Source organism: Tsukamurella sp. II2bb (assembly GCF_057815145.1).
The window spans coordinates 346078-371610 of the sequence record NZ_JBYPZI010000001.1 but is presented as its reverse complement, the minus strand read 5'-3'; the positions used below and the strand labels follow the sequence as shown (position 1 = coordinate 371610).

Annotated in this window: 39 protein-coding genes and 1 tRNA gene; 26 read left to right on the top strand and 14 right to left on the bottom strand. The window is 69.4% G+C overall.

Features of this window, described 5'->3' with window-relative positions:
* Window positions 1–13: 13 nt before the first annotated feature.
* From AC21LY_RS01995 to AC21LY_RS01885, 23 genes are all read left to right on the top strand, one after another.
* Window positions 14–661: a BRO-N domain-containing protein gene (locus AC21LY_RS01995; protein ID WP_489044467.1), complete on the top strand. Its 648-nt coding sequence runs from the start codon at window positions 14–16 to the stop codon at window positions 659–661.
* Window positions 661–990: a helix-turn-helix domain-containing protein gene (locus AC21LY_RS01990; RefSeq protein ID WP_489044466.1), complete on the top strand. Its 330-nt coding sequence runs from the start codon at window positions 661–663 to the stop codon at window positions 988–990. The genes AC21LY_RS01995 and AC21LY_RS01990 overlap by 1 nt, the downstream gene beginning before the upstream one ends.
* 59 nt (window positions 991–1049) lie before the next feature.
* Window positions 1050–1955, top strand: coding sequence for a phage antirepressor KilAC domain-containing protein (locus AC21LY_RS01985; RefSeq protein ID WP_489044465.1), 906 nt, complete (start codon window positions 1050–1052; stop codon window positions 1953–1955).
* Window positions 1952–2296 carry a hypothetical protein gene (locus AC21LY_RS01980; RefSeq protein WP_489044464.1) on the top strand — a complete coding sequence of 115 codons (345 nt, stop codon included), beginning with the start codon at window positions 1952–1954 and terminating at the stop codon, window positions 2294–2296. Before AC21LY_RS01985 ends, AC21LY_RS01980 begins: the two co-directional genes overlap by 4 nt.
* A 144-nt stretch (window positions 2297–2440) precedes the next feature.
* A complete protein-coding gene (locus tag AC21LY_RS01975) occupies window positions 2441–2659 on the top strand; it encodes a sigma factor-like helix-turn-helix DNA-binding protein (protein WP_489044463.1) in 219 nt (72 codons plus the stop codon).
* A gap of 142 nt (window positions 2660–2801) precedes the next feature.
* Window positions 2802–3590, top strand: a complete 789-nt coding sequence (locus tag AC21LY_RS01970; protein WP_489044462.1) for a phage antirepressor KilAC domain-containing protein — start codon at window positions 2802–2804, stop codon at window positions 3588–3590.
* Window positions 3587–3784 (top strand): hypothetical protein, encoded by a 198-nt coding sequence (locus tag AC21LY_RS01965; protein WP_489044460.1) that lies wholly within the window; start codon window positions 3587–3589, stop codon window positions 3782–3784. The genes AC21LY_RS01970 and AC21LY_RS01965 overlap by 4 nt, the downstream gene beginning before the upstream one ends.
* 83 nt (window positions 3785–3867) lie before the next feature.
* Window positions 3868–4935 carry a hypothetical protein gene (locus tag AC21LY_RS01960; RefSeq protein ID WP_489044459.1) on the top strand — a complete coding sequence of 356 codons (1068 nt, stop codon included), beginning with the start codon at window positions 3868–3870 and terminating at the stop codon, window positions 4933–4935.
* Window positions 4925–6619 (top strand): Gp37-like protein, encoded by a 1695-nt coding sequence (locus AC21LY_RS01955; RefSeq protein WP_489044458.1) that lies wholly within the window; start codon window positions 4925–4927, stop codon window positions 6617–6619. The genes AC21LY_RS01960 and AC21LY_RS01955 overlap by 11 nt, the downstream gene beginning before the upstream one ends.
* A 13-nt stretch (window positions 6620–6632) precedes the next feature.
* On the top strand, window positions 6633–7076 hold the full coding sequence (locus tag AC21LY_RS01950; RefSeq protein WP_489044456.1) for a phage gene 29 protein family protein: 444 nt from the start codon (window positions 6633–6635) through the stop codon (window positions 7074–7076).
* The gene (locus AC21LY_RS01945) at window positions 7073–8185 is read left to right on the top strand and encodes a phage tail protein (protein WP_489044455.1); all 1113 of its coding nucleotides are present in this window, start codon (window positions 7073–7075) and stop codon (window positions 8183–8185) included. The genes AC21LY_RS01950 and AC21LY_RS01945 overlap by 4 nt, the downstream gene beginning before the upstream one ends.
* A gap of 1 nt (window position 8186) precedes the next feature.
* On the top strand, window positions 8187–9944 hold the full coding sequence (locus AC21LY_RS01940; RefSeq protein WP_489044454.1) for a hypothetical protein: 1758 nt from the start codon (window positions 8187–8189) through the stop codon (window positions 9942–9944).
* Window positions 9945–10033: 89 nt separating this feature from the next.
* Window positions 10034–11218: a hypothetical protein gene (locus tag AC21LY_RS01935; protein WP_489044453.1), complete on the top strand. Its 1185-nt coding sequence runs from the start codon at window positions 10034–10036 to the stop codon at window positions 11216–11218.
* Window positions 11215–12255 (top strand): glycine-rich domain-containing protein, encoded by a 1041-nt coding sequence (locus AC21LY_RS01930; protein ID WP_489044452.1) that lies wholly within the window; start codon window positions 11215–11217, stop codon window positions 12253–12255. Before AC21LY_RS01935 ends, AC21LY_RS01930 begins: the two co-directional genes overlap by 4 nt.
* Window positions 12252–12545, top strand: coding sequence for a DUF7233 domain-containing protein (locus AC21LY_RS01925; protein ID WP_489044451.1), 294 nt, complete (start codon window positions 12252–12254; stop codon window positions 12543–12545). The genes AC21LY_RS01930 and AC21LY_RS01925 overlap by 4 nt, the downstream gene beginning before the upstream one ends.
* The gene (locus AC21LY_RS01920) at window positions 12542–12901 is read left to right on the top strand and encodes a hypothetical protein (protein ID WP_489044450.1); all 360 of its coding nucleotides are present in this window, start codon (window positions 12542–12544) and stop codon (window positions 12899–12901) included. The genes AC21LY_RS01925 and AC21LY_RS01920 overlap by 4 nt, the downstream gene beginning before the upstream one ends.
* 2 nt (window positions 12902–12903) lie before the next feature.
* Complete coding sequence (locus AC21LY_RS01915) at window positions 12904–13029, top strand: hypothetical protein (RefSeq protein WP_489044449.1); 126 nt, start codon at window positions 12904–12906, stop codon at window positions 13027–13029.
* Window positions 13026–13820, top strand: coding sequence for a hypothetical protein (locus tag AC21LY_RS01910; protein WP_489044448.1), 795 nt, complete (start codon window positions 13026–13028; stop codon window positions 13818–13820). The genes AC21LY_RS01915 and AC21LY_RS01910 overlap by 4 nt, the downstream gene beginning before the upstream one ends.
* 58 nt (window positions 13821–13878) lie before the next feature.
* Complete coding sequence (locus AC21LY_RS01905; protein WP_489044447.1) at window positions 13879–14994, top strand: N-acetylmuramoyl-L-alanine amidase; 1116 nt, start codon at window positions 13879–13881, stop codon at window positions 14992–14994.
* Window positions 14991–15158 (top strand): hypothetical protein, encoded by a 168-nt coding sequence (locus AC21LY_RS01900; RefSeq protein WP_489044446.1) that lies wholly within the window; start codon window positions 14991–14993, stop codon window positions 15156–15158. The genes AC21LY_RS01905 and AC21LY_RS01900 overlap by 4 nt, the downstream gene beginning before the upstream one ends.
* Window positions 15155–15418 (top strand): hypothetical protein, encoded by a 264-nt coding sequence (locus AC21LY_RS01895; RefSeq protein WP_489044445.1) that lies wholly within the window; start codon window positions 15155–15157, stop codon window positions 15416–15418. Before AC21LY_RS01900 ends, AC21LY_RS01895 begins: the two co-directional genes overlap by 4 nt.
* Before the next feature lie 3 nt (window positions 15419–15421).
* On the top strand, window positions 15422–15832 hold the full coding sequence (locus AC21LY_RS01890; protein ID WP_489044444.1) for a hypothetical protein: 411 nt from the start codon (window positions 15422–15424) through the stop codon (window positions 15830–15832).
* A complete protein-coding gene (locus AC21LY_RS01885; protein ID WP_489044443.1) occupies window positions 15829–16257 on the top strand; it encodes a hypothetical protein in 429 nt (142 codons plus the stop codon). The genes AC21LY_RS01890 and AC21LY_RS01885 overlap by 4 nt, the downstream gene beginning before the upstream one ends.
* A 159-nt stretch (window positions 16258–16416) precedes the next feature.
* Here AC21LY_RS01885 and AC21LY_RS01880 read toward each other — a convergent pair whose 3' ends face one another.
* The 3 genes from AC21LY_RS01880 to AC21LY_RS01870 all read right to left on the bottom strand — a co-directional run bounded on the left by AC21LY_RS01880 (window position 16417) and on the right by AC21LY_RS01870 (window position 17112).
* Window positions 16417–16572 carry a hypothetical protein gene (locus tag AC21LY_RS01880; RefSeq protein WP_489044442.1) on the bottom strand — a complete coding sequence of 52 codons (156 nt, stop codon included), beginning with the start codon at window positions 16570–16572 and terminating at the stop codon, window positions 16417–16419.
* 72 nt (window positions 16573–16644) lie between these two features.
* On the bottom strand, window positions 16645–16770 hold the full coding sequence (locus tag AC21LY_RS01875; protein WP_489044441.1) for a hypothetical protein: 126 nt from the start codon (window positions 16768–16770) through the stop codon (window positions 16645–16647).
* Window positions 16771–16878: 108 nt separating this feature from the next.
* Window positions 16879–17112: a hypothetical protein gene (locus AC21LY_RS01870; RefSeq protein WP_489044440.1), complete on the bottom strand. Its 234-nt coding sequence runs from the start codon at window positions 17110–17112 to the stop codon at window positions 16879–16881.
* A gap of 124 nt (window positions 17113–17236) precedes the next feature.
* Here AC21LY_RS01870 and AC21LY_RS01865 point away from each other — a divergent pair, with 124 nt between their 5' ends.
* Window positions 17237–17515: a hypothetical protein gene (locus AC21LY_RS01865; protein WP_489044439.1), complete on the top strand. Its 279-nt coding sequence runs from the start codon at window positions 17237–17239 to the stop codon at window positions 17513–17515.
* Window positions 17516–17548: 33 nt separating this feature from the next.
* Here the strand turns inward: AC21LY_RS01865 and AC21LY_RS01860 are convergent, their stop codons facing one another.
* The 6 genes from AC21LY_RS01860 to AC21LY_RS01835 all read right to left on the bottom strand — a co-directional run bounded on the left by AC21LY_RS01860 (window position 17549) and on the right by AC21LY_RS01835 (window position 21654).
* On the bottom strand, window positions 17549–18580 hold the full coding sequence (locus AC21LY_RS01860) for a hypothetical protein (protein ID WP_489044438.1): 1032 nt from the start codon (window positions 18578–18580) through the stop codon (window positions 17549–17551).
* Entirely contained in the window at window positions 18577–19482 is a 906-nt protein-coding gene (locus AC21LY_RS01855; RefSeq protein ID WP_489044437.1) for a tyrosine-type recombinase/integrase, read from the bottom strand. Before AC21LY_RS01855 ends, AC21LY_RS01860 begins: the two co-directional genes overlap by 4 nt.
* Before the next feature lie 82 nt (window positions 19483–19564).
* Window positions 19565–20464 (bottom strand): hypothetical protein, encoded by a 900-nt coding sequence (locus AC21LY_RS01850; RefSeq protein WP_489044436.1) that lies wholly within the window; start codon window positions 20462–20464, stop codon window positions 19565–19567.
* Complete coding sequence (locus AC21LY_RS01845; protein ID WP_489044435.1) at window positions 20461–20700, bottom strand: hypothetical protein; 240 nt, start codon at window positions 20698–20700, stop codon at window positions 20461–20463. The genes AC21LY_RS01850 and AC21LY_RS01845 overlap by 4 nt, the downstream gene beginning before the upstream one ends.
* The gene (locus AC21LY_RS01840) at window positions 20697–21269 is read right to left on the bottom strand and encodes a hypothetical protein (RefSeq protein ID WP_489044433.1); all 573 of its coding nucleotides are present in this window, start codon (window positions 21267–21269) and stop codon (window positions 20697–20699) included. Before AC21LY_RS01840 ends, AC21LY_RS01845 begins: the two co-directional genes overlap by 4 nt.
* A gap of 64 nt (window positions 21270–21333) precedes the next feature.
* A complete protein-coding gene (locus tag AC21LY_RS01835; RefSeq protein WP_489044432.1) occupies window positions 21334–21654 on the bottom strand; it encodes a hypothetical protein in 321 nt (106 codons plus the stop codon).
* A 269-nt stretch (window positions 21655–21923) separates the two neighbouring features.
* Here AC21LY_RS01835 and AC21LY_RS01830 point away from each other — a divergent pair, with 269 nt between their 5' ends.
* On the top strand, window positions 21924–22535 hold the full coding sequence (locus tag AC21LY_RS01830; protein ID WP_489044431.1) for a hypothetical protein: 612 nt from the start codon (window positions 21924–21926) through the stop codon (window positions 22533–22535).
* A 19-nt stretch (window positions 22536–22554) separates the two neighbouring features.
* Here AC21LY_RS01830 and AC21LY_RS01825 read toward each other — a convergent pair whose 3' ends face one another.
* Window positions 22555–22776: a hypothetical protein gene (locus tag AC21LY_RS01825; protein WP_489044430.1), complete on the bottom strand. Its 222-nt coding sequence runs from the start codon at window positions 22774–22776 to the stop codon at window positions 22555–22557.
* 142 nt (window positions 22777–22918) lie between these two features.
* On the bottom strand, window positions 22919–23431 hold the full coding sequence (locus AC21LY_RS01820; protein WP_489044429.1) for an ImmA/IrrE family metallo-endopeptidase: 513 nt from the start codon (window positions 23429–23431) through the stop codon (window positions 22919–22921).
* Between the two features lie 180 nt (window positions 23432–23611).
* On the opposite strand from AC21LY_RS01820, the gene AC21LY_RS01815 reads away from it, so the two are divergent.
* On the top strand, window positions 23612–23764 hold the full coding sequence (locus tag AC21LY_RS01815) for a hypothetical protein (protein WP_489044428.1): 153 nt from the start codon (window positions 23612–23614) through the stop codon (window positions 23762–23764).
* On the opposite strand, the gene AC21LY_RS01810 is transcribed toward AC21LY_RS01815, so the two are convergent.
* The 3 genes from AC21LY_RS01810 to AC21LY_RS01800 all read right to left on the bottom strand — a co-directional run bounded on the left by AC21LY_RS01810 (window position 23747) and on the right by AC21LY_RS01800 (window position 25504).
* Complete coding sequence (locus AC21LY_RS01810) at window positions 23747–24847, bottom strand: tyrosine-type recombinase/integrase (protein WP_489044427.1); 1101 nt, start codon at window positions 24845–24847, stop codon at window positions 23747–23749. The genes AC21LY_RS01815 and AC21LY_RS01810 overlap by 18 nt on opposite strands.
* 88 nt (window positions 24848–24935) lie before the next feature.
* Window positions 24936–25023 (bottom strand) — tRNA-Ser (locus AC21LY_RS01805).
* Window positions 25024–25069: 46 nt separating this feature from the next.
* On the bottom strand, window positions 25070–25504 hold the full coding sequence (locus AC21LY_RS01800) for a nucleoside deaminase (protein WP_489045404.1): 435 nt from the start codon (window positions 25502–25504) through the stop codon (window positions 25070–25072).
* Window positions 25505–25533 lie beyond the last annotated feature (29 nt).

Here is a 25533-nt window from a genome sequence, read left to right as displayed (position 1 = left end):
AGGAGGTGCCGCCGTGAGCGAGCTACTGCTCCACAACCCCGAGTTCGATCTCCCGATCGAGATGGACGGCGACACGTTCAGGGTCCAAGGTCCGACCCTCGCCCGCTACCTCGGGCACCGCGACGCACTCGACATGGTCCGGCAGCTCGCCGACGACGAAAAAGTGCTGGTCAAGGGGTACGGACTAGAACGTACCCCCGGCGACCAGGGCGTTTGGTGGGTCACCGAGGCCGGGTTCTACCGCATCGTCGGCCAGCGGCAGGCCGGTCGCGTCAAGGACCCCGTCATCCGCGCCGGCGTCATCCGCTTCCAGCGGTGGGTCTTCCACGACGTGCTCCCGTCGATCCGCCTCCGCGGCAGCTACACCGTCGACCAGTTCGCCACCTGGTCCGCCGACGAGATGTGCGCGCAGATCCGCCAGCAGGTCGGATTCGACTTCTACCCCGCGACACTCGGCCGCGCGCTCCGCGACGCCGGGATCCTCAAGCAGAACGGTGCACCACACCGGAAGTACCAGCACTTCTTCCACCACACCGGGACCGCCTGGCACTTCCACCCCGCCCACTTCCGGCAGATCGTCCAGATGATCGCCGACGCCCGGCAGCGGATCCTCAACGCGCAGTTCCAGCTGCCCATCTTCATCGAGGAGGTGCAGGCGTAGTGGCGAAGAAGCGGATCAGCGAGTTCGGCGTCTGGCAGGAGCTGCGCGTCATCCGAACGAAGGACGGGCAGTCCCTCGCGGAACTGTCCCGGAACAGCGGCGTCTCCCTCTCGTACCTCTCGGATCTCGAGGGTGGGCACCGGTGGCCCAACCCGGCGCAGCTCAAGAAGATCGCCGCCGGCCTGCACTGCCCGGTGAGCGTCCTCGAGCGCGACCCGATCTACGACGCCGACGGGCAGACGATCGCACTCCGCGAGCTGGTGCGCGCGGTGGTCGACGAGGAGATGGACCGACGAGGCGTGACCGGAAAGGCTGCGTCAGCGGCATAGGAACGGCCCCCATCTGCGCCAACAGGTGAGGGCCTTGAAGAACTTGTGAAGGAGTTCCGATGAGTAACGATAACAGTTCCGTCAATAGACGAGACCTGACCTTGGCCGATGCTCGCGATGAGCGTGACCAGCTGGCCGGCCGTGTCGACGTCCTCGACCGGGTGGGCGTGCTGCGCACGCTGCCCGACGAGATGCACGTAACCACGCCGATGGTCGCGGAGTTCTACGGCGTCGGCGTCGAGGCGATCAAGAGCCTCGTCAAGGACAACCGAGACGAGGTCGAGACGGACGGGTACCGCGTCGTCATCCGGTCCGAGTTTGAGAGGTCCTTCGGGGACCCCGCAAATCTGATCGACCCGCGCGCCCGCCAGATCGCGCTGTTCCCGCGCCGGGCGGTGCTCCGCGTGGGGATGCTGCTCCGCGACAGCGAGACGGCCCGCGCGGTCCGCACCTACCTGCTCGACGCCGAGCATGACGCGCCGGCCCGGCAGCTCTCGGAGGACGAGAAGCTGTTCGAGGCTTTTCAGATCCTCACGCGCCGCAACGATGCGCTGACCGAGAAGAACGCCGCGCTCGTGGAGCAGATCGAGCACGACCGCCCCGCCGTGGAGTACGTCAACACCCACGTGATCGTGGGCGACGACGTGATGCTGATCGAGGACTGGGGCCGCACCTACGGGCTCACCAGGCCGCAGGTCTTCGCCCTCCTCCGTGACGAGAAGGATCTGATCTACCCGAAGCACTTCGAGCGGTGGTCGGAGAAGAAGAACGGCAAGGTCGTCGAGACCGAGTACCGGCCGCGCGCCGGGAAGCAGTCGTTCACATGGTTCGACGTGAAGGAGCAGCGTCACGCTCCGCGTCGGAACAACGGGCAGGCCCGCAAGACCCTCTACATCAAGGCCATCCACGCAGTCGACCTCGCCCGCCTCGTCGGCCTCCTCCCGAACCTGGAGGCTGCATCGTGAACGTCGGGAGGATGTACAGCGAAGTCCCTGACGACGGGCGGGACTGGCGCGTCGTGTCTGAGATGGTCGATGGGGTGCCTTACCTGTCGGCGCTCGGAATGTCCCTCCTCACCGGGTGGGATGAGGATGTCCTGAAGAGGGAAGTTCAGTCGACCGGGCGCTTCCCGGAGGAGGCGCTGAAGTCGGGGAAGCGGCTGGCTTCGGAGGCTGCCGCCGTAGTCGGGGACCGCGATTTCGACGGCTGCCTGGCGTACCGGGCCGCGCAGATGGGCTACGACCTTGCGAACCCGTCCGCGTTCGAGATCTACGCAGCGAGAACTATGGACGAGGCGACGGCATGAGCGCGCCCGAGCAGAGGGTACGAAAGTCATGTCCCGAGGACGCTATTTGGGGTGTGCAGATTGTTACGCTCGTCGTGCGGAGCGATGGTCGAGCCGCTGGTCGGCAAGGCCCAGGGCCTGCCGCCTCCCGGAAGGGTGAACGACGTGACAACAGACAGTGAGGCGCGGGCCAAGCTGGAGGCTGTGCGCGAGCAGGCCGACGGTGTGGCTGCCCTGAACCGATTGGTGGAGGAGCGGCGGCGCGAGGCTGTGCTCGCCGCCCGCGAGGCGGGTATGACCCTGACGGAGATCGGTCACGCCCTTGGGCTGACGACCGGCCGCGTGAGCCAGATCATCAGCGGCGCCCCGCGGTCGACACGTTGACAGAAAGAATGGCCCTGAACACGCTTACCGCGCTAAAACTCATGCTACCGTAGGTAGCGCAAACGAAAACACCAGCCCCGGGATCACTCGCCAAAGTCCCCCGGAACCGGTGCCACAACTCGACCCTGAAAGGGGTACAAGCATGTCCGATGGTATCAACTCTGGTATCACCCCGCTCGTCACTCTGGTGGACGGCGAGGCCGTCACCACCTCCCTCGCGATCGCCGAGGGCACCGAGAACGCTCACGCGTCCGTGATCCGCCTCGTGCGCGACAACCTCGCCGACCTGCAGGAGTTCGGAAGGGTCGGTTTTGAAATCCGACCCTTCGAGACCGCCGGCGGTACGCAGACGCGGGAGATCGCGGTCCTGAATGAGCCGCAGTCCGCGTTGCTCATCACCTACATGCGGAACAACGACCGCGTCCGCAACTTCAAGAAGAGGTTGGTCGCCGCGTTCTACACCCTCCGTGCTCGGGCGGTTCAGCCCGCGGTCGACGGTGCGAGCCTTACCCGGCTCGAACTCATCCAGATCGCGATGAACGCCGAGACCGAGCGGCTCGCCCTGGAGCAGAAGAACGCGGAGCTGGAGCCGAAGGCGGAGGCCTTCGACAGCTTCCTCGACTCCACCGGCAAGTACGGCGTCGGCGCCGTCGCCAAGATGCTCGGCACCAGCCAGAACAAGCTCTTCCGCGACCTGCGGAACGCTCACGTGCTCATCGCCAAGGGCGCGATGCGCAACACCCCGTACCAGCAGTACATGCGGTACTTCGAGGTCAAGGCCCACGAGTACGAGCGGTCGAACGGCGAGATGGGCTGCTCGTACACCACCTACGTCCAGCCCGCGGGCATCGACTTCATCCGCCGCAAGCTCGGCCTGCCGTCGATCGACCCGCAGCTCGCCCTCAACGATGCCGCGGACGGTGCGGCATGAACGACGTGATTCACCTCCTCGACCGGGGCATCGTCGGTACCGGAAAGCCCGGCACCTCGTACTGCGGCGAATATCGAGCCATCTGGCGTCGCCCATCAGAGGTGGGCGCCACCGTGCCGTGCCCGCTCTGCTATCTGGCGCACGAACTCCGACAGGAAGTCCGCGCGAACTCGGCAGCAACATTGAGTTCCTGACCAACTGAACAACCGACCCACGAAGCCCCGTTCACCACCTCGGTGACCGGGGCTTCGGCGTTGACACTCCGAGGAGGTGACCAATGGTCCTGCCTGCCGACACCCGATGGGAAGCGCTCCCGGCGCAGCTGCGAGACGAGAACATCACGTTGAAGATCCTCGGGGCCAACGGTGAGCTGTGGCACCTGGCCGGCCCGCATGCGGGCGCTGAGGGCGCGATGATCACAGGCGCGGTGGAGGGGCTCGGGGAGATCCCCGGTAAGGGTGTGTGGTCGGAGACCGCGAACAACGCGCCGTTCTTCGAGCGGTGGGTCGACGACCGGCTGGAGATCCACTTCAGTCTCCTGCTGATCCAGGATTCGGAGTTCGGGTGGGCGGGGACGCGGCGGCGGTTCTTCGAGGGGGTCAAGCCGGATACGCCGGCGTGGTTCTCGGTGACGTCGCGGACGTGGGGCGAGGTGTGGGTGCCGTTCTACCGCGACGAGATGGTCACGACGTTCGAGGACGACCCGACCGCGAACGACAACAACCTGTCGATCCACGAGCTGACGCTCGCGGTGTCCGGAGACCCGCGGTGGCGGCGTCCGGACTTCGTCGCCATGTGGCAGAACAAGGGCCAGAAGATCGGATCGATCCGGGTGGTGAACCGTGGCACCGTCCCCGCGTGGCCGTATTTCATCTGCGAGGCGCCGGGGCGAATCCTGTTGCCGGACGGCCCGAACGCGGTGATCACCGCAGAGGATGCCGCCGACCATCAGGACTTCCCGGGCGTCCTGGGCCTGTTCCGGCTCGGTGAGCTGCTGCCGGATTCGTTGCGCCGCCGCCGTCGCGATCCGAAGACCGTCGTCGATGTCACCCTGTACGCGGGTGAGCACACGCTGATCGACACGGACCCGACGCACCGCATCGCGATCGACTCCGGTGACCCGGTGAATGACCCGTGGCTGGAGTGGATCTCGAACTCCGAGCTGTTGCAGATGCTCACCGGGAACGCCGGCGACCGATCGAAGTCGGTGATTCGCCGCCTCCGGGGCCAGGGGTTCCGGGTGCCGATCCCGGCGCAGTCCGAAGCGGTGCTGCAGGTCTCGCACTCGCGGGTGGGTGGCCGGATCTGGGCGGTCGTGCCGCAGAGGTTCGATCATGCCCTCTGACGTCCTCGAGGTCGGGCCGCTGCTCGAGCAGCAGCGGTACGCGTACATCAACCGCCCGCCGCTCCAGGAGCTGATCCGGGTGTGGGACAAGGACTCGCAGCTGCTCGCTGAGATCGCTGATCCCGAGGACGCGGTGTGGGAGGAGCTCGACGACAAGGTCGGGGCGTGCGAGGTCACGATCGTCGGTGAGCGGTTCGCGTGGCTCCGCCGGCTGCTGACGCAGGAGACCCCGGTCGGCGAGACGCTGCTCATCACGATCGATCCGGATCGGAACAATCCGCACGACTGGGAGAATCGTTGGGCGGGGTGGATCGACGATCTCGACGACACCGAGGAGGCGGGCGAGCCGGACCGGCTTGTGCTGCGCTGCACCAGCTTCCGGGACCACCTGAACTTCATCAGCGTCGCGTCCAACCCGATCATGCCTCCGCAGGCCCAGGTGCCGAAGATCTTCATGAACGGCGGCGGTACCGCCTGGACGTGCGCGAGCACCGCGTTCTTCAACCTGTTCCGGATCAACACGCTGAACGGGTTCTGGCCGGTCCCCCGCAACTGGATCAACCCGACCACCTGGCTGGAGAACCTGCACATCCTCAACTGGCCGGTGCAGGTCATGCCGATCAACCCGCTGCTGGACCAGACCCGCTGGTGCACCCTCTCGTCGCGGTGGAAGAGCCTCGAGGAGGTGCAGGCGCCGCTCCTCAAGGACGCCGGTGTCACCTGCCGCGTCTACTGGTGGATGCCCGGCGACCCGCCGCCGTACGCCAAGTTCTTCGGCCCGGAGCTCGGTGAGAAGCTCAAGCCGACCCGGCCGTGCGCGATCATCAGTTACGAGGACCACTCCGGCGTCGAGGGCCCGACCGGCACGGTGCTGGACGGCGGTATCAACCTCGCCGCGGCCACCCTCGATGATCTGCTCGGCGCGACGCTGATCCCCCTCGACGGAAACGGCGACGGGATCCCGGAACCGTTCTTCCGGAAGCTGTTCATGGTCGCACCGAAACCGTCGCCGTTCACCTACCGGGACGCTGCGCACGGCGGAATCGCCAAAAGCACGATGTCGATTCATAAACGGCGCGCCGTCAGCATTGTGACGGGCGGGAAATCTCCACAATGGCTCAATCAAGCCATTACGTTCGCCATCCGATACGGGCTTTCGCAACTCGCGCAGGTGATCAACTACGGCGTCGGCGCGTACCAGCAGTACGGCACGGAAGGTCTCGACAATCTCTACCAGGGGCAACTCGACGACGTTTTCCTCGCCTTCCAGAACTACATCAACCCTATCGCGTCGATCGAGGCCGGGCCGTACGCGCGGAACGAGTACTTCGAGTCCGGGTCCGGTTCGGCGTACACCGTCTCCGGGTTCCAGGCGCTCGCCGTCGGCGACGCCAAGAACAAGGCCTATGTGTCGTTCAAGCAGGACATCGGCGATATCGCGCCGTTCGTCCTCGGCAAGGACTTCGGGCTCGGTCACCGCGTGAACATCGAACGCAACGGGATCCTCTACACCGACCAGGTCAAGGGCATCAGGCGCGAGCGGAAACGCGGCGCGCCGTGCCGCCCGATCCTCACTGTCGGCGACGACACCCGCGAGGAGGAAGGCATCGTCCGCGCATTCCGGTCGATCGGTGACGTCGCCAATTTCGCTGCGCTGATCGCCAGCGCCGGAGACATGTTCTGAGAAAGGAGATGGTGTGACGCAAGTATTTCCCGATTTCCCGTATGAGAAACGATTCACCAAAACGCAGATCGAGGAGATCACGGAGAATTCGGAGAAGCTCGCCGACGCATTACGTGACGCGGTCGCGCCGAACGGTGCCAGCCTCTACATGGACGAGGCGTACTTGCGGTTGCTGTGCGTGCACGGCGCGCTTGCCGGGGTCCGTGTGCACCCGGAAGAGGCGTACATCGTCGCGGTGAAGGTCCCCGACGAGCACCACCGGTTCGCCGATTCCGTCGAATGGACGCTCCGCGAGGACCTGCCCGTGGATTTCGATGAGAAGCAAGCCGAGGAGGAGGCCCGCAAGATCGCCGAGGCGATGTCGAAGCGGCTCCCCGACAACGTGCGCCGGCACACCGCGAAACTGCTCGCCGCCGGATTCGATGCGCTCGCCAACCCGAAGGAGAAGGACCAGTGACCTCTGTGCTTCCGTCCGCGCCGCTGTATATCGGCGAGAAGCCGGTGAACTGCCGGTTCTACATCATGGCGCGCCGGCCGGGCGACCCTTCGTCGATCGTGGGCACGTTCACCGTCGAAGGCGACGACGCGGTGCTCGTGCTCAACGCGCTCAAGGGCGAAGACGGTGAGCGGGGCCTGCCGGCGCCGATCATCCGGAAGCAGTGGGGCCACCCGTACACCACCGAGGCGCAGCTGAAGGCGGCCCAGACCGGCCTCGGAGCCGCGGACGAGGGCAAGGCCTGGTACGTCGCCGGCTATTGGTTCGTGTGGACCGGCACCGCGTGGGTGCGGCTGCAGGGCTCGATCGAGGGCCCGCCCGGCCCCACCCCGGACCTGTCGATGTCCGCCGAGGGCGTGCCGGCGTCGGAGAGCGCCCCGTACGGTGCGATCGACGTCGAGGAGTCCGGGCCGCTCGGGTCGCCGCACTACCACCTGAAGGTGCCGTTGATCCCCGGGCCGCCGGGCGACAATGCGTCGATCCAGGGCGCGGTGGACTTTGACGGCACCGTCGCGCCGCTCGACGGCCAGGGCATCGTCTGGGATGAGACGAAGGGGAAGGCGGCGTGGGGCGACCTGTCGCCGTACGGCGCGCAGATGTGGACGATTCCGCAGGCGGCGTTCGCCGGGGGCACGTACAACGCGTCCGAGCAGATCATCGCGCAGCTCTCGATCGAGGCGCAGCCGGTGGCGTGGCGGACGGACATCTCGGGGCATGTGAAGTGGCACCGCGGCAACGGCATCATCCCGTCGCTGGCCGGGATCCAGATCGAAGTGCGGGTGGAGCTGGACGACGGCACCCCCTCGATGCCCGGGGCCGCACCGATTTTCGCGCTCGGCCCGTACGACCCGTCCACGTTGGACAAGACCACGGTGGTCGGGATCGGTTCGCACTTCTCGACCGACGCGGAGCCGATGCGCGCAGTCTCCCCCACCTCCGAGGTGGGGCGGATCCCGGCGAACCAGGCGTGCACCGTGTGGGTGATCGCCCGCCGCACCACCGGGGCCGGCGCGTACACGATCGACGCGAGCTACTCGCAGCTCGTGATCCGCGGATACCCGGTGAGCTGACGTGCCGCGCATCACCGACCTGCACCGTCGCGGTGTCGCAGACCGCGACCCGCTGCGCGGGCTGCTGGACTACCAGAACCTCGACGAGGTCATCGAGGAAGCCGGCGACCAAATCCGCGGCCAGATCAAGCAGGTCCGTGACGGCGTCATCGCCTACATCCGGGAGACCACGGGGATCGACCTGTCCGGGATCGTCGAGTTCGGCGACTCGGTGTTCGATGCGCTCGCCGAGCAGCTCGACCTTCCCGCGGGCGGGGACGTGCTGCAGCTCCTGCAGGGCCTCGTCGTCCTGAACCCCGTGAGCTTCCTCGGGCACCTCGCCGGCCTCGTCGACGGCGACCTTGAGGACGGTGTGCCGGCGATCTTCGGACGCCTGCAGGACCGGCTGGCCGGCGTGCGTCTCGACGGCGGCCTCGACGCGTCGAAGTTGTTCGGCGAGCTCCCGGGGGAGCTCGTGGACACGCTGCGCGGGCTCATCTCCGTGATCACCGGCGGCAATGTCGAGCTCGGCCAGCTCATTCGGGCCGGAGCCGGGCAGGAGCGGAATTGGCTGGGCTCGTTCGACCGGCCCGAGTCGGTGCCGCCTGGGGACGGCTTCGAGCACGATGCCACCGTCGGGCGCACGCGGCTCGGGTCGGCCATGATCACGTTCGACGGTGCGGAGCACGTGCGGTCGTCGAATCCGATCGACGTCGCGCCGGGGCAGGTCCTCAGCCTCGGCGGGTTCGTGCGGTTCGAAGGCTACGCCGGCACCGGCGGCCCAGCGGTCGCGCTCCGTGTCCTCGCCTACAGCGCTGGGGACCAGCTCCTCGGCAGCCAGCTGATCGGACAGGTCACACCATCGGGGCCGACGTCGGCGGACTTCGAGACGGTGATGCAGACGTCGTGGACCGCCCCGGCGAACACCGCGTACTGCTACGTGCGGATGGAGGGCTACGCCGCCGGTACCGCGGGCACCGCGCATTTCGACGACCTGTGGCTGCGCAAGCCCGCGGAAAGCCTGCCGCAGCAGTGGATCACGGGCCTGGTCCCGGCACTGTCGAACTTGGGCCAGGGTGTCGCGGACACCTGGAATTTCGTGCAGACGGTGATCGACCGGTTCATGAACGGCCGCGGGATCGTCGGGAGCTTGTTCTCGCTCAACCACTTTGAGACTGAGGTCGGGAAGGTCTTCGGGCCCGGCTCGTCGATCCCGCAGGCGAACATCGCGGGGCTCACGAGCGCGCTGTCGGATGTCCAGTCTGTCGCGCAGGACGCAGCGGAGGCGGCGGAGAACGCGATCGACACGGCGGCGCAGCTGATCATCGACGGCCTCGCGAACGCCGGGCCGAAGAAGGACGTGATCCAGAACGCGCTGAAGACCTTCATCGACGCGATCTTCGGCAGCGGCACGAGCACCGGCTCGACGCCACCGTCGCGGTGGCACCAGGAGTGTTACCTCGCGGCCGGGCCCGTCACGATCGGGGTGAACGACCTTCCGATGGGCTTCGGCTCCCCGTTTCCTGCGGTGATAACGAGCCTCACTATGGTCTCCGATGAGCATCTGTCGACGGGTGCGGGCTCGCGGGTGGTGGTTCAGACTCGCCGCAACGGAACTGTGATTCACACGGCGACGTGGAACGGCGGTAACAACGCCTATTCGGCTGGGCCGCTGGAGATCACGGGCATCAACGCGGGCGATCGGATCACGTTCTACGTGACCGAGGTCAGCAGTCAGATGGCGAACATGTCGATCCTGGTCGCGGGCAGGTACGCGTGAGTAACCTCTTACGGCGGAGCTGGTCAAACCGGGGTGGCGCGGATCCGTCGACGTGGGAGCTGCCGGTCAATCAGGCGTCGAGGTGGCTGGTGCCGAAGTCCGGGTCGTTCCGGATCCTCGGTGAGGGCGGCTCGGTCGCGCTGGTCAACAACGATTCCCGCCGGTTCCTGCTGTCCGTGTTCGTCGGTGACGGCGGGTCCGTCACCGTCGGCGGCGCCTCCGGCGCGAACACGATCCAGATCTCGCGTACCGGCTCGACGATCACGGTGCGGGCGCAGCCGAACTCGGGCAGCGCGGTGACGAAGACGGCGACCACGGAGATGCCGGGCGCGAGGTGGGCGAACGTCTACCTCAAGGGCCGCGTCTCGGGTGCGCTGAACAACCAGATCACGATCGACTACCAGGTCGACTTCCGCACCGGCGTGGAGCTGCTGGCCACGGGCGACTTCTTCGGCAACTCCCTCGCCACGGGCGGAAAGACGTTGGTGTGCAACGCCTTGTCCGGGTGGGCGTGGTTCGGCAGCACGACGGGTGGGTTCTGGGGGATCGGCGGCACCAGCACGGTGCCGATCACCGACGCGAAATACCGCGAGGCGGTGCTCAACAATGCGACGTGGGATCTGGACAACGGCACCACCGAGCACACGTGGAGCAGGCCGACGGGGCTGCGGTTCCTGCGCGGCTGGGCGATTCAGGCTGGCGGCGGCACGGGCGGTAAGGGCCAGGACGGTTCACCCGGATCGCCGGGCAGCCCCGGCGGCACCGCGCAACCGAACGCATGCACCGCGGGCACCGCCGGCACATCGGGCTCGCCGGGCAAGGACGGCGGCCCGGGCGGCAACAACGGCGCCCCCGGCAGTCCGGGCGGCCCCGGCGGCTCGGGCGGCCCCGGCGGAGCACCGCAGACCACCTACGACGGCACGACGGGGCAGCCGATCTCCTGCACCGGCGGCTCCGCTGGTGCGGCTGGATCCGGCGGTACGGGCGGTGCGGGCGGCCCGGGTGGGCGCGGGATGATGCTGGCCTTCACCCTCACCCAGGCCACCGCGGTCTGCCGGGCGGGGGTGCGGGGTGCGCGCGGCACCGACGGCGGAGGCCCGAACGGGAAGGGAGGCCCGGGCGGCGACGGTGAGCACACCGTCTTCGGTGGGCTCACCACCGCGACGGCCACCGGCCGATCGACCCCGTCGATCCGCTTCGGCGCCACCGAATTCGAGCACGGCCTCGGCGGCCCGGACCAGGACGGCGGCACCGTCCTGTACTACCAGTGGTGACCTGGACTACTGTGCCGGTCCCGCCGGCGCGTCCCGGTGGCGGGTGGCCGGTCGAACGCCGGATCCCCGACCACCCCGGGGGCGGGGCCTGGCACATCGTGCGCGTCCTCTCCGGCGCCGGGGAGCTGCTCCTCGATGGCGGTGCGCGGATCGCGGTCCGCGCGTCCGGGTCGGGCGAGCTGCTCCTCGACGGCGGCGCCGCGGTCCTCGCACGCCTCAACGGCACGGGCACCCTCGTCCTGACCGGTGGTGGCCTGCCGGTCGGCCGCCTCTCCGGCGCGGGCTCGCTGCTCGTGGACGGCGGCGGCAGGCTCGCTCTCCGCGGCACCGGCACGGGCACGCTGCTCCTGACCGGTGGTGGCCTGCCGGTCGGCCGGCTCGCGTCGACCGGCATGCTACTCGTCGACGGCGGCGGTCTCCCCACCGGCATCCTCGCCGGCACCGGCACGCTCACGGTCGGCGGTGGCGGTCTGGCGGCCTTCAGCCCGCACGCCCCCGACACCCTCACCTACAGCACGGCCGGGACGTTCACCGTCGACATCCCCAGCTGGGCCCGGTTCATCGACATCGTGCTCCTCGGCGGCGGCGGGTCCGGCGAGACCGGGTCCGGGGCGATCGGCACCGCCGGCAAGGGCGGCAACCCCGGCGCCTGGTTCTCGATCACTCTCGAGCGGGGCGTGGACATCCCCTGGTCGCTGAGCACGCTCACCGTCACCGTCGGGTCTGGCGGCACTCAGCCGGCCAACGCGGACCTCGACGGCCCCAACCCGGGGCAGGCGAGCACGGCGACCGTCAACGGGACCACGTTCACCGCCGACGGCGGCAGCGGATCCGCGTCCGGGCAGAGCGGCGGCAGCCCCGGCAACCACACCCGCGCAGGTGTCACCTACACCGGCGGTGCGGGCGGCACCGGCAACGCCGGATCACCGACCGCCCCCGGCTCGGCCGGAGCGGGAGGCAACGGCGGGTTCTTCGGTTCCCGCACCCGCGGCGCCGCCGGCGCGCCCGGCCGAATCTGGATGAGGGCATACCAATGATCCGCACCGGCACCGCCACGATCACCGTCCGCCCGGGCGAGCCGCAGATCGTGCCCGCCGACGCCCAGGTCACCAGCATCGCCCCCGTCGACGGCGGGTTCGACGTGACGGTGACGTTCAGCTACGACTACGAGCCGTTCCGGCTGGTCACGGCCCCGCCATTCGACTTCACCGCGGACCGGATCGACCACACCAACACCGGCCCGGTCATCACCCGCGGCATCACGTGCACCAGCTTCCCGGGCGGCAACGGCCACCCCCGCACCTACGCAGAGAAGGAAACCCCATGACCGCAGCCGATTCCGACAACATCGCGCATCTCGAGTTCGTCAAGACCCGCGGCCGCGACATCCGCCTATGCTCCGGCGATCCCGGCACCACCGGCGCGAACATGATCGCCACCACACCCCTCTCCGCCCAGACCACCTGGGGCACAGTCGCGATGGGCACCGGCCTCGACGCCGGGTACGCCGTCTGCCCGGGGGCAAACACGGACTTCACATTGCCTCCGAACACCACCGCGACGCATTTCGCAGTATTCGACGGCGGCACATATCGGCGCGGCTATCCGCTCGACGCCACCCTGACCAGCAACGCGCAGCCGCTTCCGGTCACGTTCCCACCGCGCCTGCGATTCAGGGGCTAACCATGCGCCGCAATCCATCCCGCGTGCTCGACCTGCTCGCCCGTGTGCTCGTCGCCGTGCTCCTCCGTCCTGTCGCCGCCCTCCGGGAGTGGCGCGCCAACCACCCCACCGTCTGGAGGCCCCGATGACCATCGCACCGATCACCGTCGCTACCGTCCGCGGCTGCAGCGAGCCGCTCACCGGCCACCTGCTCCTGCACGTGATCCGGCAGCTCCCGCCCGACCGGTTCCGGCACGTCGAGATCGCCCACCCCGCGACCATCGGCCCGGTCGGCGGCCCGCTGCACTCGCCGTCGATGCGCGCCACCATCGAGGAGGGCTGCAGGCTCCTGGACGCCGCGTACGCCGCCGCGCCGGGCGGGTTCGTGCCGCTCGGCTATTCGCTGGGCGGGGTGATCGTCACCGAGTGGCTCAACCGCCGCGACCCCGGCGGCCAGGGCGGCGCGCTGCCGAAGCTCCTCCTGGCCGGGTTCATCGCGAACCCGTGCCGCCTCGAGGGCCGGTCGTACCGCCGCACCGCGCCCGGGCAGGGCATCTACGCCGCGAGCCAGCGGCACCGCCTCGGCTGGGCCGAGATCGCCGCGCCCGGCGACGTCATGACCGCGATGCCCGCGGACTCGCCGCTGCGCACCGGCGCCGGCCTCATCCGCGCGATGAGCCTCGTCGACCCGATCGCATGGGCGATCGACGTCGCCGCGCAGCTCCCCGCGGTGAAGGCCCGGGAGCTCGCGGGGGCGCCGTGGCGCGCGCTCGACCCGCGGTTCTGGTCGCGCTGGAAGGAGGCGATCGACGGGATGTACGCGTACGCGCGTCTCGGCTCGCACACCGACGCCTACTTCCGGCCGGACTGGCGGGACTGGCAGGGCAATCGGATCACCGGCATCGACCTCCTCGCGCGCGCTGTCAAGAACCTGGCATAGCCCGCGACCTGCAATTACTGCAACCTCTCACGCTTCTGTGCACGAAAGGAATCAACCAATGCCTGATCCGATCTGGCTGCCGAAGGTGCTGCGTGCCGCGGGCCTCCGGTGCGACGAATACCCCGGCGCCTACCAGCGCGGGCACGGCGACTTCGGCGAGATCACCCACGTCATCGTCCACCACACCGGAAGCTTCGGTGAGACCCCGCGGGGGATCGCCGAGCACCCACAGCTCGGCCTCGCGAGCCAGCTCTACCTCTCCCGCGACGGCGCTTACACGCTGTGCGGCGTCGGGATCGCCTGGCACGCCGGCACCGGCTCCTGGCCGGGGCTGCCCGCGAACGACGCGAACCGGCTCACCATCGGCATCGAGGCGGCGAACGACGGTGGCGGCACCCCGGGAAAGCCGCACCACACCCCCTGGTCCGACGCCCAGTACGCCGCGTACGTGCGCGGGGTGGCGGCGATCCTCAACCACCTCGGCCTGCCCAGCTCGCGGGTCATCGGGCACAAGGAATGGGCTGCCGTGCAAGGCAAGTGGGATCCGGGCGGCATCAACATGGAGGTCTTCCGCCGCGACGTGGCCGCGCAGCAGGCCGCGCTCACCGGTGCCGTGCCTCCTGCGCCGGTGCGCAACGAGATCGACTTCTACGCCACCCAGTCCTCGCACGCGTGGATCGGCAAGCGGCTCACCGTCGGCGAGGTCCGCGTCGGCAAGGACGGCCGCGGCCGGGCCGCCGAGTTCGAGCACGCCATCGTCTACTGGTCTGTCTCGACGGGCACCCGCGCGGTGCCGCGCGCCGACCGGTCGATGCCCGCCGGCACCTCGGGACTCCTTGAGGAGTACCAGCGCCGCGGCGGCACCGGCGGCCCGCTCGGCTACCCCGTCCGCGAGTTCAGCCTCCTCGAGGCCGACGGTGCGCGCCGCCGCGGCGCGGTGCAGGCGTTCGAGGGCGGCGTGCTCTACCGCCGTGACGGCGACGCCCGCGGTGCTGTGGTGCACGGCGCGATCGGTGCCCGGTGGGGCGCCGACGGATACGAGCGCGGCCCCCTCGGCTACCCGCTCAGCGACGAGCAGCCCACCCCGGACGGCGGCCGTGTGCAGCAGTTCGAGCGCGGCACCCTCGCGTGGCACCCGTCCGGGGTCACGCAGCAACTCACCAAGGAGGCATGACCGTGCCACTCGACAAGGTTCTCGACGCGCTGCTCCGCGACATGCTGCGCGCCGTGCTGCCACGCCCGCTCGTCCCGCTCGCGCTCGGCGCGGCCACGGCGGCTGCGGTCCTCGACCGACTCACCCGCGGCGCGCTCACGCGCCGCCTCACCAGGAAGGCATGACCATGATCGACCCCACCGATCCCGAGCCGATCGACCTGCCGGAGCAGAAACTCACGGCCCCGGCCACCCCGCAGCCGCTCGCCTGGCTCACCCCGGCCCGACGGCGCTGGATCTACTGGGTGCTGACCGCGCTCGGCCCGATCCTCGTCCTCCGCGGCATCGTCTCCCACGAGGAGGCCGACCTGTGGCTCCAGCTCGCCGCCGCCGCGCTGATCGGTGGCTCCGGCGTCATGGCGATCACCCACACACCGAAGGGCTGACCGGTGATCCGCCGCGGCACGTGGGTGCCGCTGCTGCCGCCGGCGACCCGCAACGCGGTCGTCGCGCTCGTGCCCATCGAGCCGATCATCCGCGGCGTCGACAACATCCTGCCCGGCGCGACTGCGCCGCAGCTGACCCTCATCGAGGCGGCAGCGCCGATGCCCGTGTGGGGCGCGCTATGCCTGGCGTCCGGGCTGGTCGCCCTTATCGGGTTCCTCGGGCGGTGGCGCCGGGTTTGCGCGGCCGGGATGTGGCTCGGCGCCGCCACCTACCTGACTCTCGCGGTCGGGCAGTGGTGGGAGGTCGCGCAGGCACCGTGGTTCGACGGACTCCGCGGTCCGGCGATCGTCACCGTCTTCGGTCTGGCGATGGGCGGTATCGCGCTCGGCTACGCCCGCCAGGAGCCCGCATGAACTGGTCGAATGCGCCCGCTGGGGTGCCGTGGCTGGTGTGGCTGATCATCGTGCTGATCTTCGGTCCGCCCGCCCTCGGGTCGAAGGTGGCGGCGCGGATCCCCGGCGTGCTCGGTGCGACCGGCCGCTGGTGGCAGGCGCGAAAGATCGCGGTGGTGTCGCAGGATGAGTTGGGCCGGATCAGCGCCGAGCTGCACGAGCTCCGAGAGGACTACGACCGCGTCGTGCCGCAGCTCACCGAGCGGGTCAACAAGCTCGAGGCCGCCCTGGACACCGCGCAGAGGAGGATCTGGGCGTTCCGGGACCACGTGCGGGACTGGAAGGACCACGCGCGGCAGCTCACGGACGTGCTGCGGCGGCACGCACCGGACGCTGAGGTCCCGACTCCGCCCGTGGCGCCGGAGGAGATCCGCGACATGGTGTGACCTGCGGATTGTCACTTTCCGGCGGCGGGAAAGTGACGCTATCCGGCAAATGTTGGCGATCCTGACACGTAGCGGCGACGTGTTAACGATGTCCGATTCTCGTGACATGACGGCGGCCCCGAGCATCACGCTCGGGGCCGCTCTTCGTCGTATCCAGGATTACACGGCCGCGGGTGATCGACCGCGAACACGGTTCACCACCTGGTAGGCGACGATCCCGCCGAGTGCGAGCCACATCGGCCAGGGCGCGCCGAGCGCGAGCAGCACGCCGGCCGAGCCCGCGGAGGCGATGAGGTCGTAGTTTCTGCGGAGCATTCCGGTCCTCCCTTCGGGGTATCGTTTGTGGTGGGCGGGGGCACCTCCTATGCCCCCGCCCGTCTCGGTCGGTCACCGCTTCTTGCGGTGCTTGCCCTTCGGGGGTCTCGGCTTGCGGTTCTGGATTGCCATCCAGAGGTTGACCAAGAGGGTCAGCCCCGCGAGCAGGAGCCCGATGCGGGCTTCGTTCAGATTCATCACCTCCTCTCGTTGTTCGGTAGTACCATGTTAGCGCACTACGCTAGTGCGTGTCAATATGGCTTGAGCTGTGCGAATCACGCCGTCATAGTGACATCCGGAAGAGTGTTATCGATCCGCCGGGCGGGGACTGCGTCCGGGCCAGCGACCGCCACGGTTCGCGTGCCACCGGTCCACGGTGTCGGCGGTCCATCCCCGGATGGTCCCCCGCGGCAGGCTGCCGTCCGGATTCACCGGGCCGACGATCACGTCCGGGTCGGGGAGGGGGAGGCGGGCGGCCGACCCGCGGCCGATTCCGATGCGGTCTTCGAGCTGCGCGCGGTTGAGGTAGTGCTTCGTCATGCGCCCACGGTAGCACTCTTCCGGAGGACATGGCGCCATGCGTCAAACGCGCAGTTCAACCACGATTGACACGCACTAAGATAGTGCGCTAAGATCGATGTGCCACAGACCGATGGAGAACGAGATGATCACCACCACCGCAGCCGCCACCATGAACCTCACCAAGAAGGGGACCGCTATCAACGACCGGCTCATGGCCGCCGCGATCCTCAGCGACCGCGAGATCGTCCGCCACGGAGTCGACGCCCGCCGCATCGAGATCAGCGAAAGCCACTGCATCGAGGTCACCCGCACCGGCGACGTCTACGACATCGACACCCACAGCGGCCGGATCCGCATCACCGTCGAACACGCCGAGAGGACGATCGAAGGCCGGTGGGAGCCGGAGTCGCTGACTGCCTGACCGGCGGGCCCCGGCCTTCCGGCCGGGGCTGCGCTAGTCCTCGTGGGGAGCCAGCAGGTCGCCGAACCGGATTGTCGGCAACGACCGGCTGGTGAGATCCGCGACCGAGCGCCAGGCGGGGATCTCCTCCCTGAGCCAGCGCGCCAGCGCCAGCAGATCATCCGGCGCGGTGGTGAAGAGGCGGTCGAGGACCTCGTTCGCCGCGGGCTCGCCCGCTGTGGCAGATGCGACCTCGGGGTTCAGCGACAGGCGCGCGCCCGGCGGTTGCGCGGCGAGGTCGTCGACGCTGAACTGGGTGAGCGTGTGCGGTCCGCAGTTCGCGCCGGTGAGCCCCTCGGGCAGGCGGTATACGACGGCGAGCTGGTCGGCGTGCTGGTGAGCCTCCCGGGCGATCGCTGCGGCCGTTCCTCGCCAGGTCGTCTCGTTGTCGAACTGGTAGGTGCGGAAGGTGACAGTCCAGGTCGTCGGGGCGTCGCGGGTGATCGTGAATGCCGGCTCCCAGCTCTTGCCGTGGCCCTCGCGCTCGTGCTCGTACTGGGTGAGGGCGGCCAGGCGCTGCAGCTCCCAGCGCATGTCGGCAAGGTCGTCCCCGACGATGGGTTGGTCGACGAGCACGGTGCGCATGCCCCGGACGACCCCGGACAGCGTCGGGATCCGCAGCTCGGCCACGCCCGGCCGGGCGGCCGGTGACGCCTCGATCGTGGCGCGCAGTCGGGCGAGAGCCGCGATGGTGCGGGCGAGCGCGTCCACCGTCTCGGGCAGGACGTGCCACCCGCCGTGGCCGGGAACGCGCACCGCGGGCGCGGCGAGCACCTGATCGAGGAGCCGCTGCGTGTCGAAGTCGATGCTGCTGACCTCGCGGCCGGTGATCTCGATGACCGTGACCTCCAATCCGGCGTCCGGGGACATCGGCAGATAGGTCTCCTCGCCGGTCGGGTCGTCGAGGAGACGCCCGTCGGTGGTGGTCGGGGCAAGCGCGACGAGCGCGCGCCGCACCTCATCCGCGCTGTCGAGGAACCGGCGTAGGCGCTTCGGGCGGATCCGGTGGAGCAGCAGCGGCTTCATTCGCTCTTCCTGTCGTTGTGCGGCTCGTCGAGAGCCAACCAGTCCGCGAGTTGGTGGCCCGCGTTGCGTTCGACGGCAGCGCGGGCCATGTCGTAGTGCCAGATCATCTCGGGGCTTGCCCAGCCCGCTGAGGCCATGATGTCGCGGTCATCGACGCCGGCGTCGAGCGCGAGCGTCGCGAACGTGCGGCGGAGGCTGTGCGGGGTGATGGTGCGGTCAGCGCCGGCGCTGCGGCCGAGCGCGCCGATGATCTTCCGCGCGGCTTCCTGGGTGAGCCGCTGGCCGGTGAGGCCGAGCAGCAGCGGCCCGGTGGTGCGCCCGCCCATCGCGGCCCGGAGGTGCCGGGCGGTCACGTCCGGCACGGACACCAGGTGCCGGTGGTTGCCCTTGCGGTCGAGCGCGAGGGTGAGCATCCCGCGGTGCCGGCCGACGTGCTCGACGTCGAGAGCGAGGGTCTCGCCGATCCTCAGCCCGGACAGGGCGAGGAGGTGGGCGAGCGCCCGCACCGTCGGGTGCTCGTGCGCGGCCGCGGCACCGAGGAACTCGCGGAGCTGCTCACGGGTGAGCCACGATCCGGTGGAGCCCCGTTTGATCCGCGGGCGCCGCACGTGCGCGCCGGGATCCGCGTCGATGGCGCCTTCGGCGTGCGCGTAGTCGTAGAACCCGCACACGGGCGTGAATCGCGCTGCAACAGTGCGTAATTCGAGCCCCAGAATCTCGTGCTGGTAGCGGCCCCACATCTCGATATGCACTCGCCGCACATCACGCAGCGGGTGCAGGCCGTGCAGGTCGCACCAGCTCCACCAGGCCTGCAGCGTGGCGCGGTACTGGGCGCGGGTCCCCGGGGTGAGGCCGATCAGGTAGTCCGCGGCGAGCCGCTCCGGCACGTTTACCGTGGTCATCGAGGCTCGATCTTCCCGTTGACGACGCGCCGGACGGTGCCGTCGCCGTCCCCGCCGATCTCGTCGACGGACGACCAGATGCTCATCGGCGCCACACCCGCACGGTCTCCTTGACCACCAGCGGCAGGTGCGCCGGCCCGGCGACGTACGGCGGGATCCACCGCTTGATGTCCCCCTCCTTCGTGTGGTAGGTCCGCGAGTGGTCGCGGACGATCCACCGGTGCGTGTACTCCCGGATGCGTTTACCGCCGGGGCCGAGGATCTGCATGGTGTCGCTCAGGTGCGGGTCGGGGTGCAGGATCTCCCGCAGCGTGATCACCTTGACTAGCGGCACCACCTTCGGCCGGGGCCGCGGCCCGGGCGCGTCGAGATTCCACGACGCTGGCCGGACATGCCCGACGGTCGGCTGGTCGGCGAGCAGCATCGTCGCCGCCAGCACCCGCAGCATCGTCTCGTCGAGGTCGGGGTAGAGGCCTTCGGCGGCGAGCTGCACCAGTGGGATCGGCGGCCGCTGCCAGAGCGGGTGCCAGTGCAGCTGGATCCGCGGGTCCGCGGTGAAGTACTCCATGTGCGCGGTGTCGGCACCGAGGTGCCAGGCCAGGGCTGTCAGCCGCACCGTGAGCGGCCGGCCCTCGCCGCGGCTGAGGTCGTCCGGCACGATCATCTCGGCGGGCAGCGCGCCGTCCCACACGATCAGCCCGGACCGGTGTGTGCTCATGTCCCAGTCGGGCATCACCTCGCTGTGCTGCGCGGTGTGCCAGGCGAGCGTGCTCATGTCCTCGCTGACCCACCACAAGGCGGCCTGCCGCAGCGCCGACCCGTCGGTCCACAGCGCACGCTCGACCGCTTCCCACGCCTTCGGGTCGGCGTCCCGCGGGACGCCGTCGGAGAAGTTCTCCCGCAGCCACCGCTGCCGCATGCGCTGATCGTCGGCGATCTGGTCGCGGATCGCCGGCAGGTGCACCGCCCGCAGCGGCCTCACTGCCGTCCTCCTGGGCGGGCGGTCCATGGCTCGCCGGCGCCGGTGAGCCCGCACCGGATGATCCAGTTCTCGCCGTCGATGGTCACCGCCCACGCATCATCAGCGTCGGCCTCGCAGAGCTGCACGGCGTCGGGGTCGAGGTCTGTGATCAGCTCGCCGACCATCCCCGGCCAGCGCGTCGTGTGCGGCGCGTTGAGCCGCCGGAGCAGGTCGTGCAGCGCACCAGGGAGCGTCATCGCGCGCCGGCGCTGTCGGCGTTGGTGGGGACGATCCGAAGTCCGACGGCGCGGAACCCGCTCGCGAGGGTGGCCTCGATGCCCGCGCGCGCCGCGGAGCTCACGCGGTAGCCGTCGTCCTCGGCGACCGCGGCGTCGTAGTCCGCAACGTCGTCGGCGTCGTCCTGGTTGCGCCACCACTGGGCGATCGCCAGTCTTAGCGCCAGGTCCGCCGACGGGCCGATCCCGAGCAGCTTGCCCAGCAGCGCATCCTCGTCGATGCCGTGATGCGCACCGTAGGAGGAGGCCGGGCCAGCCTGCCGGGCGAGATGGAAGGCGTCGGCGACCTCGCCGTAGAGGACGGTCCCGACACCCGGCCCGACGGCGGTGCCGGACATGATGTCGGCGAGCACCGATGCCTCCTCGACGGTCAGAGGCACCCGCCCGGCCTCGAGGCGCATCAGCTCGCGGTGCGTGCTGATCACCGCCGCAGCGGCGCCGGCCCCGGAGGTCTGAGTCAGCTCGGCGAGGCCCTCAAGGTAGGGGCGCAGGTTCTCGGGCAGGGACAGGGTGTACCGGGTAGTGGCCACGGTCGGGCTCCGTTCGGGAGAGACGGCGCACGCCCCGCCCGAGGGGCAGGGCGCGCGTGGTGGATTAGAGGCCGAGGTTCCGGCGGATCCCGGCCGTGATCTCGTCGGCGTCGCCGGCGAACATCTCGGCGTCGCACTCCCAGTCGCCGTTCTCGGTGCGGTCCCAGCGGGTCGCGGTGAACCACTGCGTGCCATCCTCGTCGACGCCGTTCTCGTCGGTCTCCGGGGAGCCGTCGACCGCGACGTAGACGCGCACGTCGTCGAGCTGGATGAAGTCGGTGACCTCGCCGCGGAAGGCCGCGCCGTACTCGACCTGGGTGTCGGCGTCCGTGTCGGTGTGGATGGCGGACAGGATCTCGCGGGCGGTGGTGACGGTGGCGCTCATGGTGGTTCTCCTTGTTCGGGGGTGTTCCTCGCTGACAAGAACCAAGTTACCGCAACGCGCTGCAGAGTGCAAGCGTTTTAATTGCATCGCAGGTTATGAGCTATTTCTGGCTCCTGTGGCGACACGAAAGCGCCCGCCGCAGAGACCACGTGTCAGCGAGGACCCCAGCGACGGGCGCACGTCCAAGCTACCTGCCGCGCGGGGCCAGATGCGGGGGAACCGATCGCCTGACCGCACCGAATCGCCGCACTCGTCGTATCGTCGGGCCCATGCTCTGGGCTTTCGTGAAATTCCTGCAGGTGCCAGGGCGCGACCCCATCGTGTCCTCCTACAGCGTCACGCCCGAGTATCAGGCACGCGAGGGCGGCTGGCGGACGCTCCGAGAGATCGGCGTCCCCACCGAGGTCCTCGACCGGTGGCGGCGCGCCCCGGCCGGCGAGGTCATGCACTCCGACGCCTACACCTTCGGGCTGGTCGCCATCCCGGTTCGGTCCGAGGCGTCCGCGATCGTCGACCGGTGGGTCGCCGAGCACAAGCTCGACGAGGGCTTCAGCGAGCCCGTGCCGCGCGTCCGCCGGCCGCTGAAGATCGCGCCTGTGGGGAGCAATCCGCCACCGCGGCCCATGGTGCCGGACGGGCGCGGGACCGTCGTCCGGATCGAGCTGACCGTCCGCATCGCCGGCCCCGACGACAGGGTGACGCTGTCCGGCTGGCGCCTGTGGACCGTGAGCTACACGCGGCGAGACCGACGCGGGGGCGAGCACACCTCGAGCGCGTCGGCCGTCACCGAGAAGTCCGCGCGCTTCATGGTCGACAACCTCCTCGCCGAGCGCGCCCCCGGACTGAGCGTCGAGGACGTGTTCACCGACCACACGGAGTGAGCCGGATACCGGTTTCGTGCTACCCCATCCAGGGTGGCGGCCAGACCGCCTTGGCTGCGACGGTGAGCGCCAGAGCGAGCAGTCCGACAGTGACAGCCAGGGTGAGCAGCATGTCGAGGAGCACGCAGGTCGTGTAGAGCGCGGTCGCCCGTTTGGTCCGCTTCCGCAGGCGAGCCACCCTGACGTAGGCCGGTTGCGCATCCCCGTACTGCCGGTCCGCGAGCCAACAGAAGTAGGCCATGAACGGGTGCAGGTTGAGCAGCGCGAGGAGGATATCGCCGCCGTGCGCGGGCGGTACGGCCGCACCGTCTGGCGCGCCTCCGGGTGACTTCGTAAGCGGTTCAGAGTCGCGCGGTACGGGCAGTGGCGGATCTTGTGCTGGGTCAGACACTCAGCAGCTTCCGTCGGTATCGCAGCGCGTCGAGTGACACTGCGAAGTACGACGCCATCTCGAAGTCCGTCGCGCCGGCCCGCGCCATGGCTCGCACCTCGTCGGGAGGCATGAGGAGGTTCGCGGCGAACTCGTTGGCATACACCTCGGCGGGGTCGCCGCGCCCGTCGTCGCTGCGACGGTCGACGAACGCGGTCGGCACGTCGGAATCTGCGGTGATCCTGCTGGTGCGGTCGACGTAGTGCCCAACCTCGTGGGCGCAGGTGAACCGGAACCGGTTCGCGGCCTGGTCCTTCTCGAGGTACATCGACGCCCCGCCGTGGTTCCATACGAGCATCCCGAAGGTGTCGCCGTCGATAGTGGAGCGGAACACTTCGATGCCGAGTTTGCGGGCGATGACGACGGGGTCGACCGGGGTGCCGCCAGGCCAGTGCACAGAGAGGGTCGCCGCCGCATCGCGCCGCGCGCGATCACGGATCTCGGCCACCTCGGTCTGCGTCAGCATCGTCACCTCCTTGGTCACCAGTATGTCGCACGGGCCTGACAGGCACGTGGATTGTGGCGTGATCGGCGGTGCGCCGCGCGGACGCCGGTCAGCAACCGATGGGAACCGATCGGCCTGCTGATGCGTCCAATTGATGTGGACGACGAATCACGACAGATACACGCAGACCTCGACGACGCGATGCTCCGCGCACGGGCCCTCGACGCACTCCTCGCCGTGGAGGCAGGCACCGTCGGGAAGGTGGCGGACGACATCGGCGACGCGCGGATAGCGCGTGCGATCCGCAGCGCGCCGCGCCCCGTGGAGCCGGAGCCGTCAGGCGGCACCGAATAGCGCAGCGCCCACCGCCGCGGCCGCCCGCTGTGCAGCCCCGCGCTCAAGGTGCCCGTAGACCGAGATGGTTGTGTGGATCGATTCGTGACCGAGGTGGGCCTGGACTACGTGGAGCGGCTGGCCGGCAGCGATCATCAGCGACGCGCAGGTGTGCCGCAGGTCGTGCACCCGCGGCCGCGGTTCCATGTCCTTGACCGCCTCCACCCAGGCCTTCCGGAACGTCGAGTCCGAGAGCGCCTTGCCGACGCTGTTCGGGAACAGCAGGGCGGTCTTGGGGCGGGCCAGGTTCACCCCGTCGAGCAGTTCCTTGGTGAACGAGACGGTCCGGCGCGATCGCTTCGACTTCGGCGGGCCGAGCTCCGACGGCTGCCCGGGCACCTGCTTCCATGCCTTGCTGACGCGCGCTGTGCACGCTTTCGCGTCGACGTCGCCGACGGTCAACGCCGTCGCCTCGCTGTAGCGCATGCCGGTCCCGGCGAGCCACAGCATCAGCGCCCGGTGTCGCGGAGCGATCGCCGCGGCGGCCGCCTGCACCTGCTCCGGGGTCATGAAGACCGGCTCCTTGACCCGCACGCTCGAGATCAGCTTCACCGCCTCACACGGGTTGGCCGGGATCAGTTTCTCGCGCACAGCGCCGTTGAGGGCGCCCGCGAGGAAGCCGTGGTGGTTCGAGATCGTCTTGCCGGCCTTCTTGGCCTCCTGCATCCGGACCACCCAGGCCTGCACGTCGCGGGTGGTCAGCTCGACGAGGGGGCGCGTGCCGATCCCGTCAGCCTTCATCGCCTCGATGTAGGCGCGGTAGCGGACCTTCGTGCCCTCGTGCGCAGAGGTGAGTTCGTCGACGTGTCGGCTGAGGAACTCCGCGAGCGTGGGGCCGGCGGCGGGTTCTTCCGGCTCGGGCTCGATCTCACCGAATGTGATGGCGAGCGCCTGGTCGACGCCGACCAGCTTCATCAGCTCGACCAGATTCTCCGCTGCTGAACGGGTCGCGAGCGTGACAGAGGTCTGCTTGCCGTGGTGTCGGTACAGCACTGAGTGGGTCGTGACACCGGAGCGAGACGTGTGCTCGCGGATGCTGGCCATGGAGTGAGCATAGCCCGACCCGTGTTGACACAGCTATCAGCCGTGTTGACACGGGCCGGGCCCGGCGCAGTGACCTGCGCCTTCTCGGCGGTGGCGGGGGGATTTGAACCCCCGGTACGGGGTTACCGCACACAACATTTCGAGTGTTGCACCTTCGGCCGCTCGGACACGCCACCGTCGGAGTACTTTACCGGAAGTCGCCGCCCACGCTAAATCGCCAGCTCAGGAACGGTGTGGGGTGAAGAAGTCGGTGAGCAGCGCGGCGCACTCGGCCTCCCGGACTCCACCCCGCACGGTCACCCGGTGCGTGACGCGGGGATCGCGGACCACGTCCCACACCGAGCCCACCGCGCCGGTCTTCGGCTCGAAGGCCCCGAAGACCAGGTGTCCGATCCGGGCGGAGACCAGGGCGCCCGCGCACATCGCGCACGGCTCCAGCGTGACGGCCAGCGTGCAGCCGCCGAGCCGCCAGCCGTCGCCGAACCTCGTCGTGGCCTCCCGGATCGCCAGGATCTCCGCATGGGCCGTCGGATCGCCGAGCTCCTCCCGACGGTTCCCCGCCAGCGCGAGCACGGCACCGTCGGGGGCGAGGACCGCGGCGCCGACGGGGACGTCGTCGGGCCCCGAGAGCCCCGCGGCCTCGAGCGCGAGGCCCATCGCCGCGCGCTCGGCGTCGAGCAGGGCCA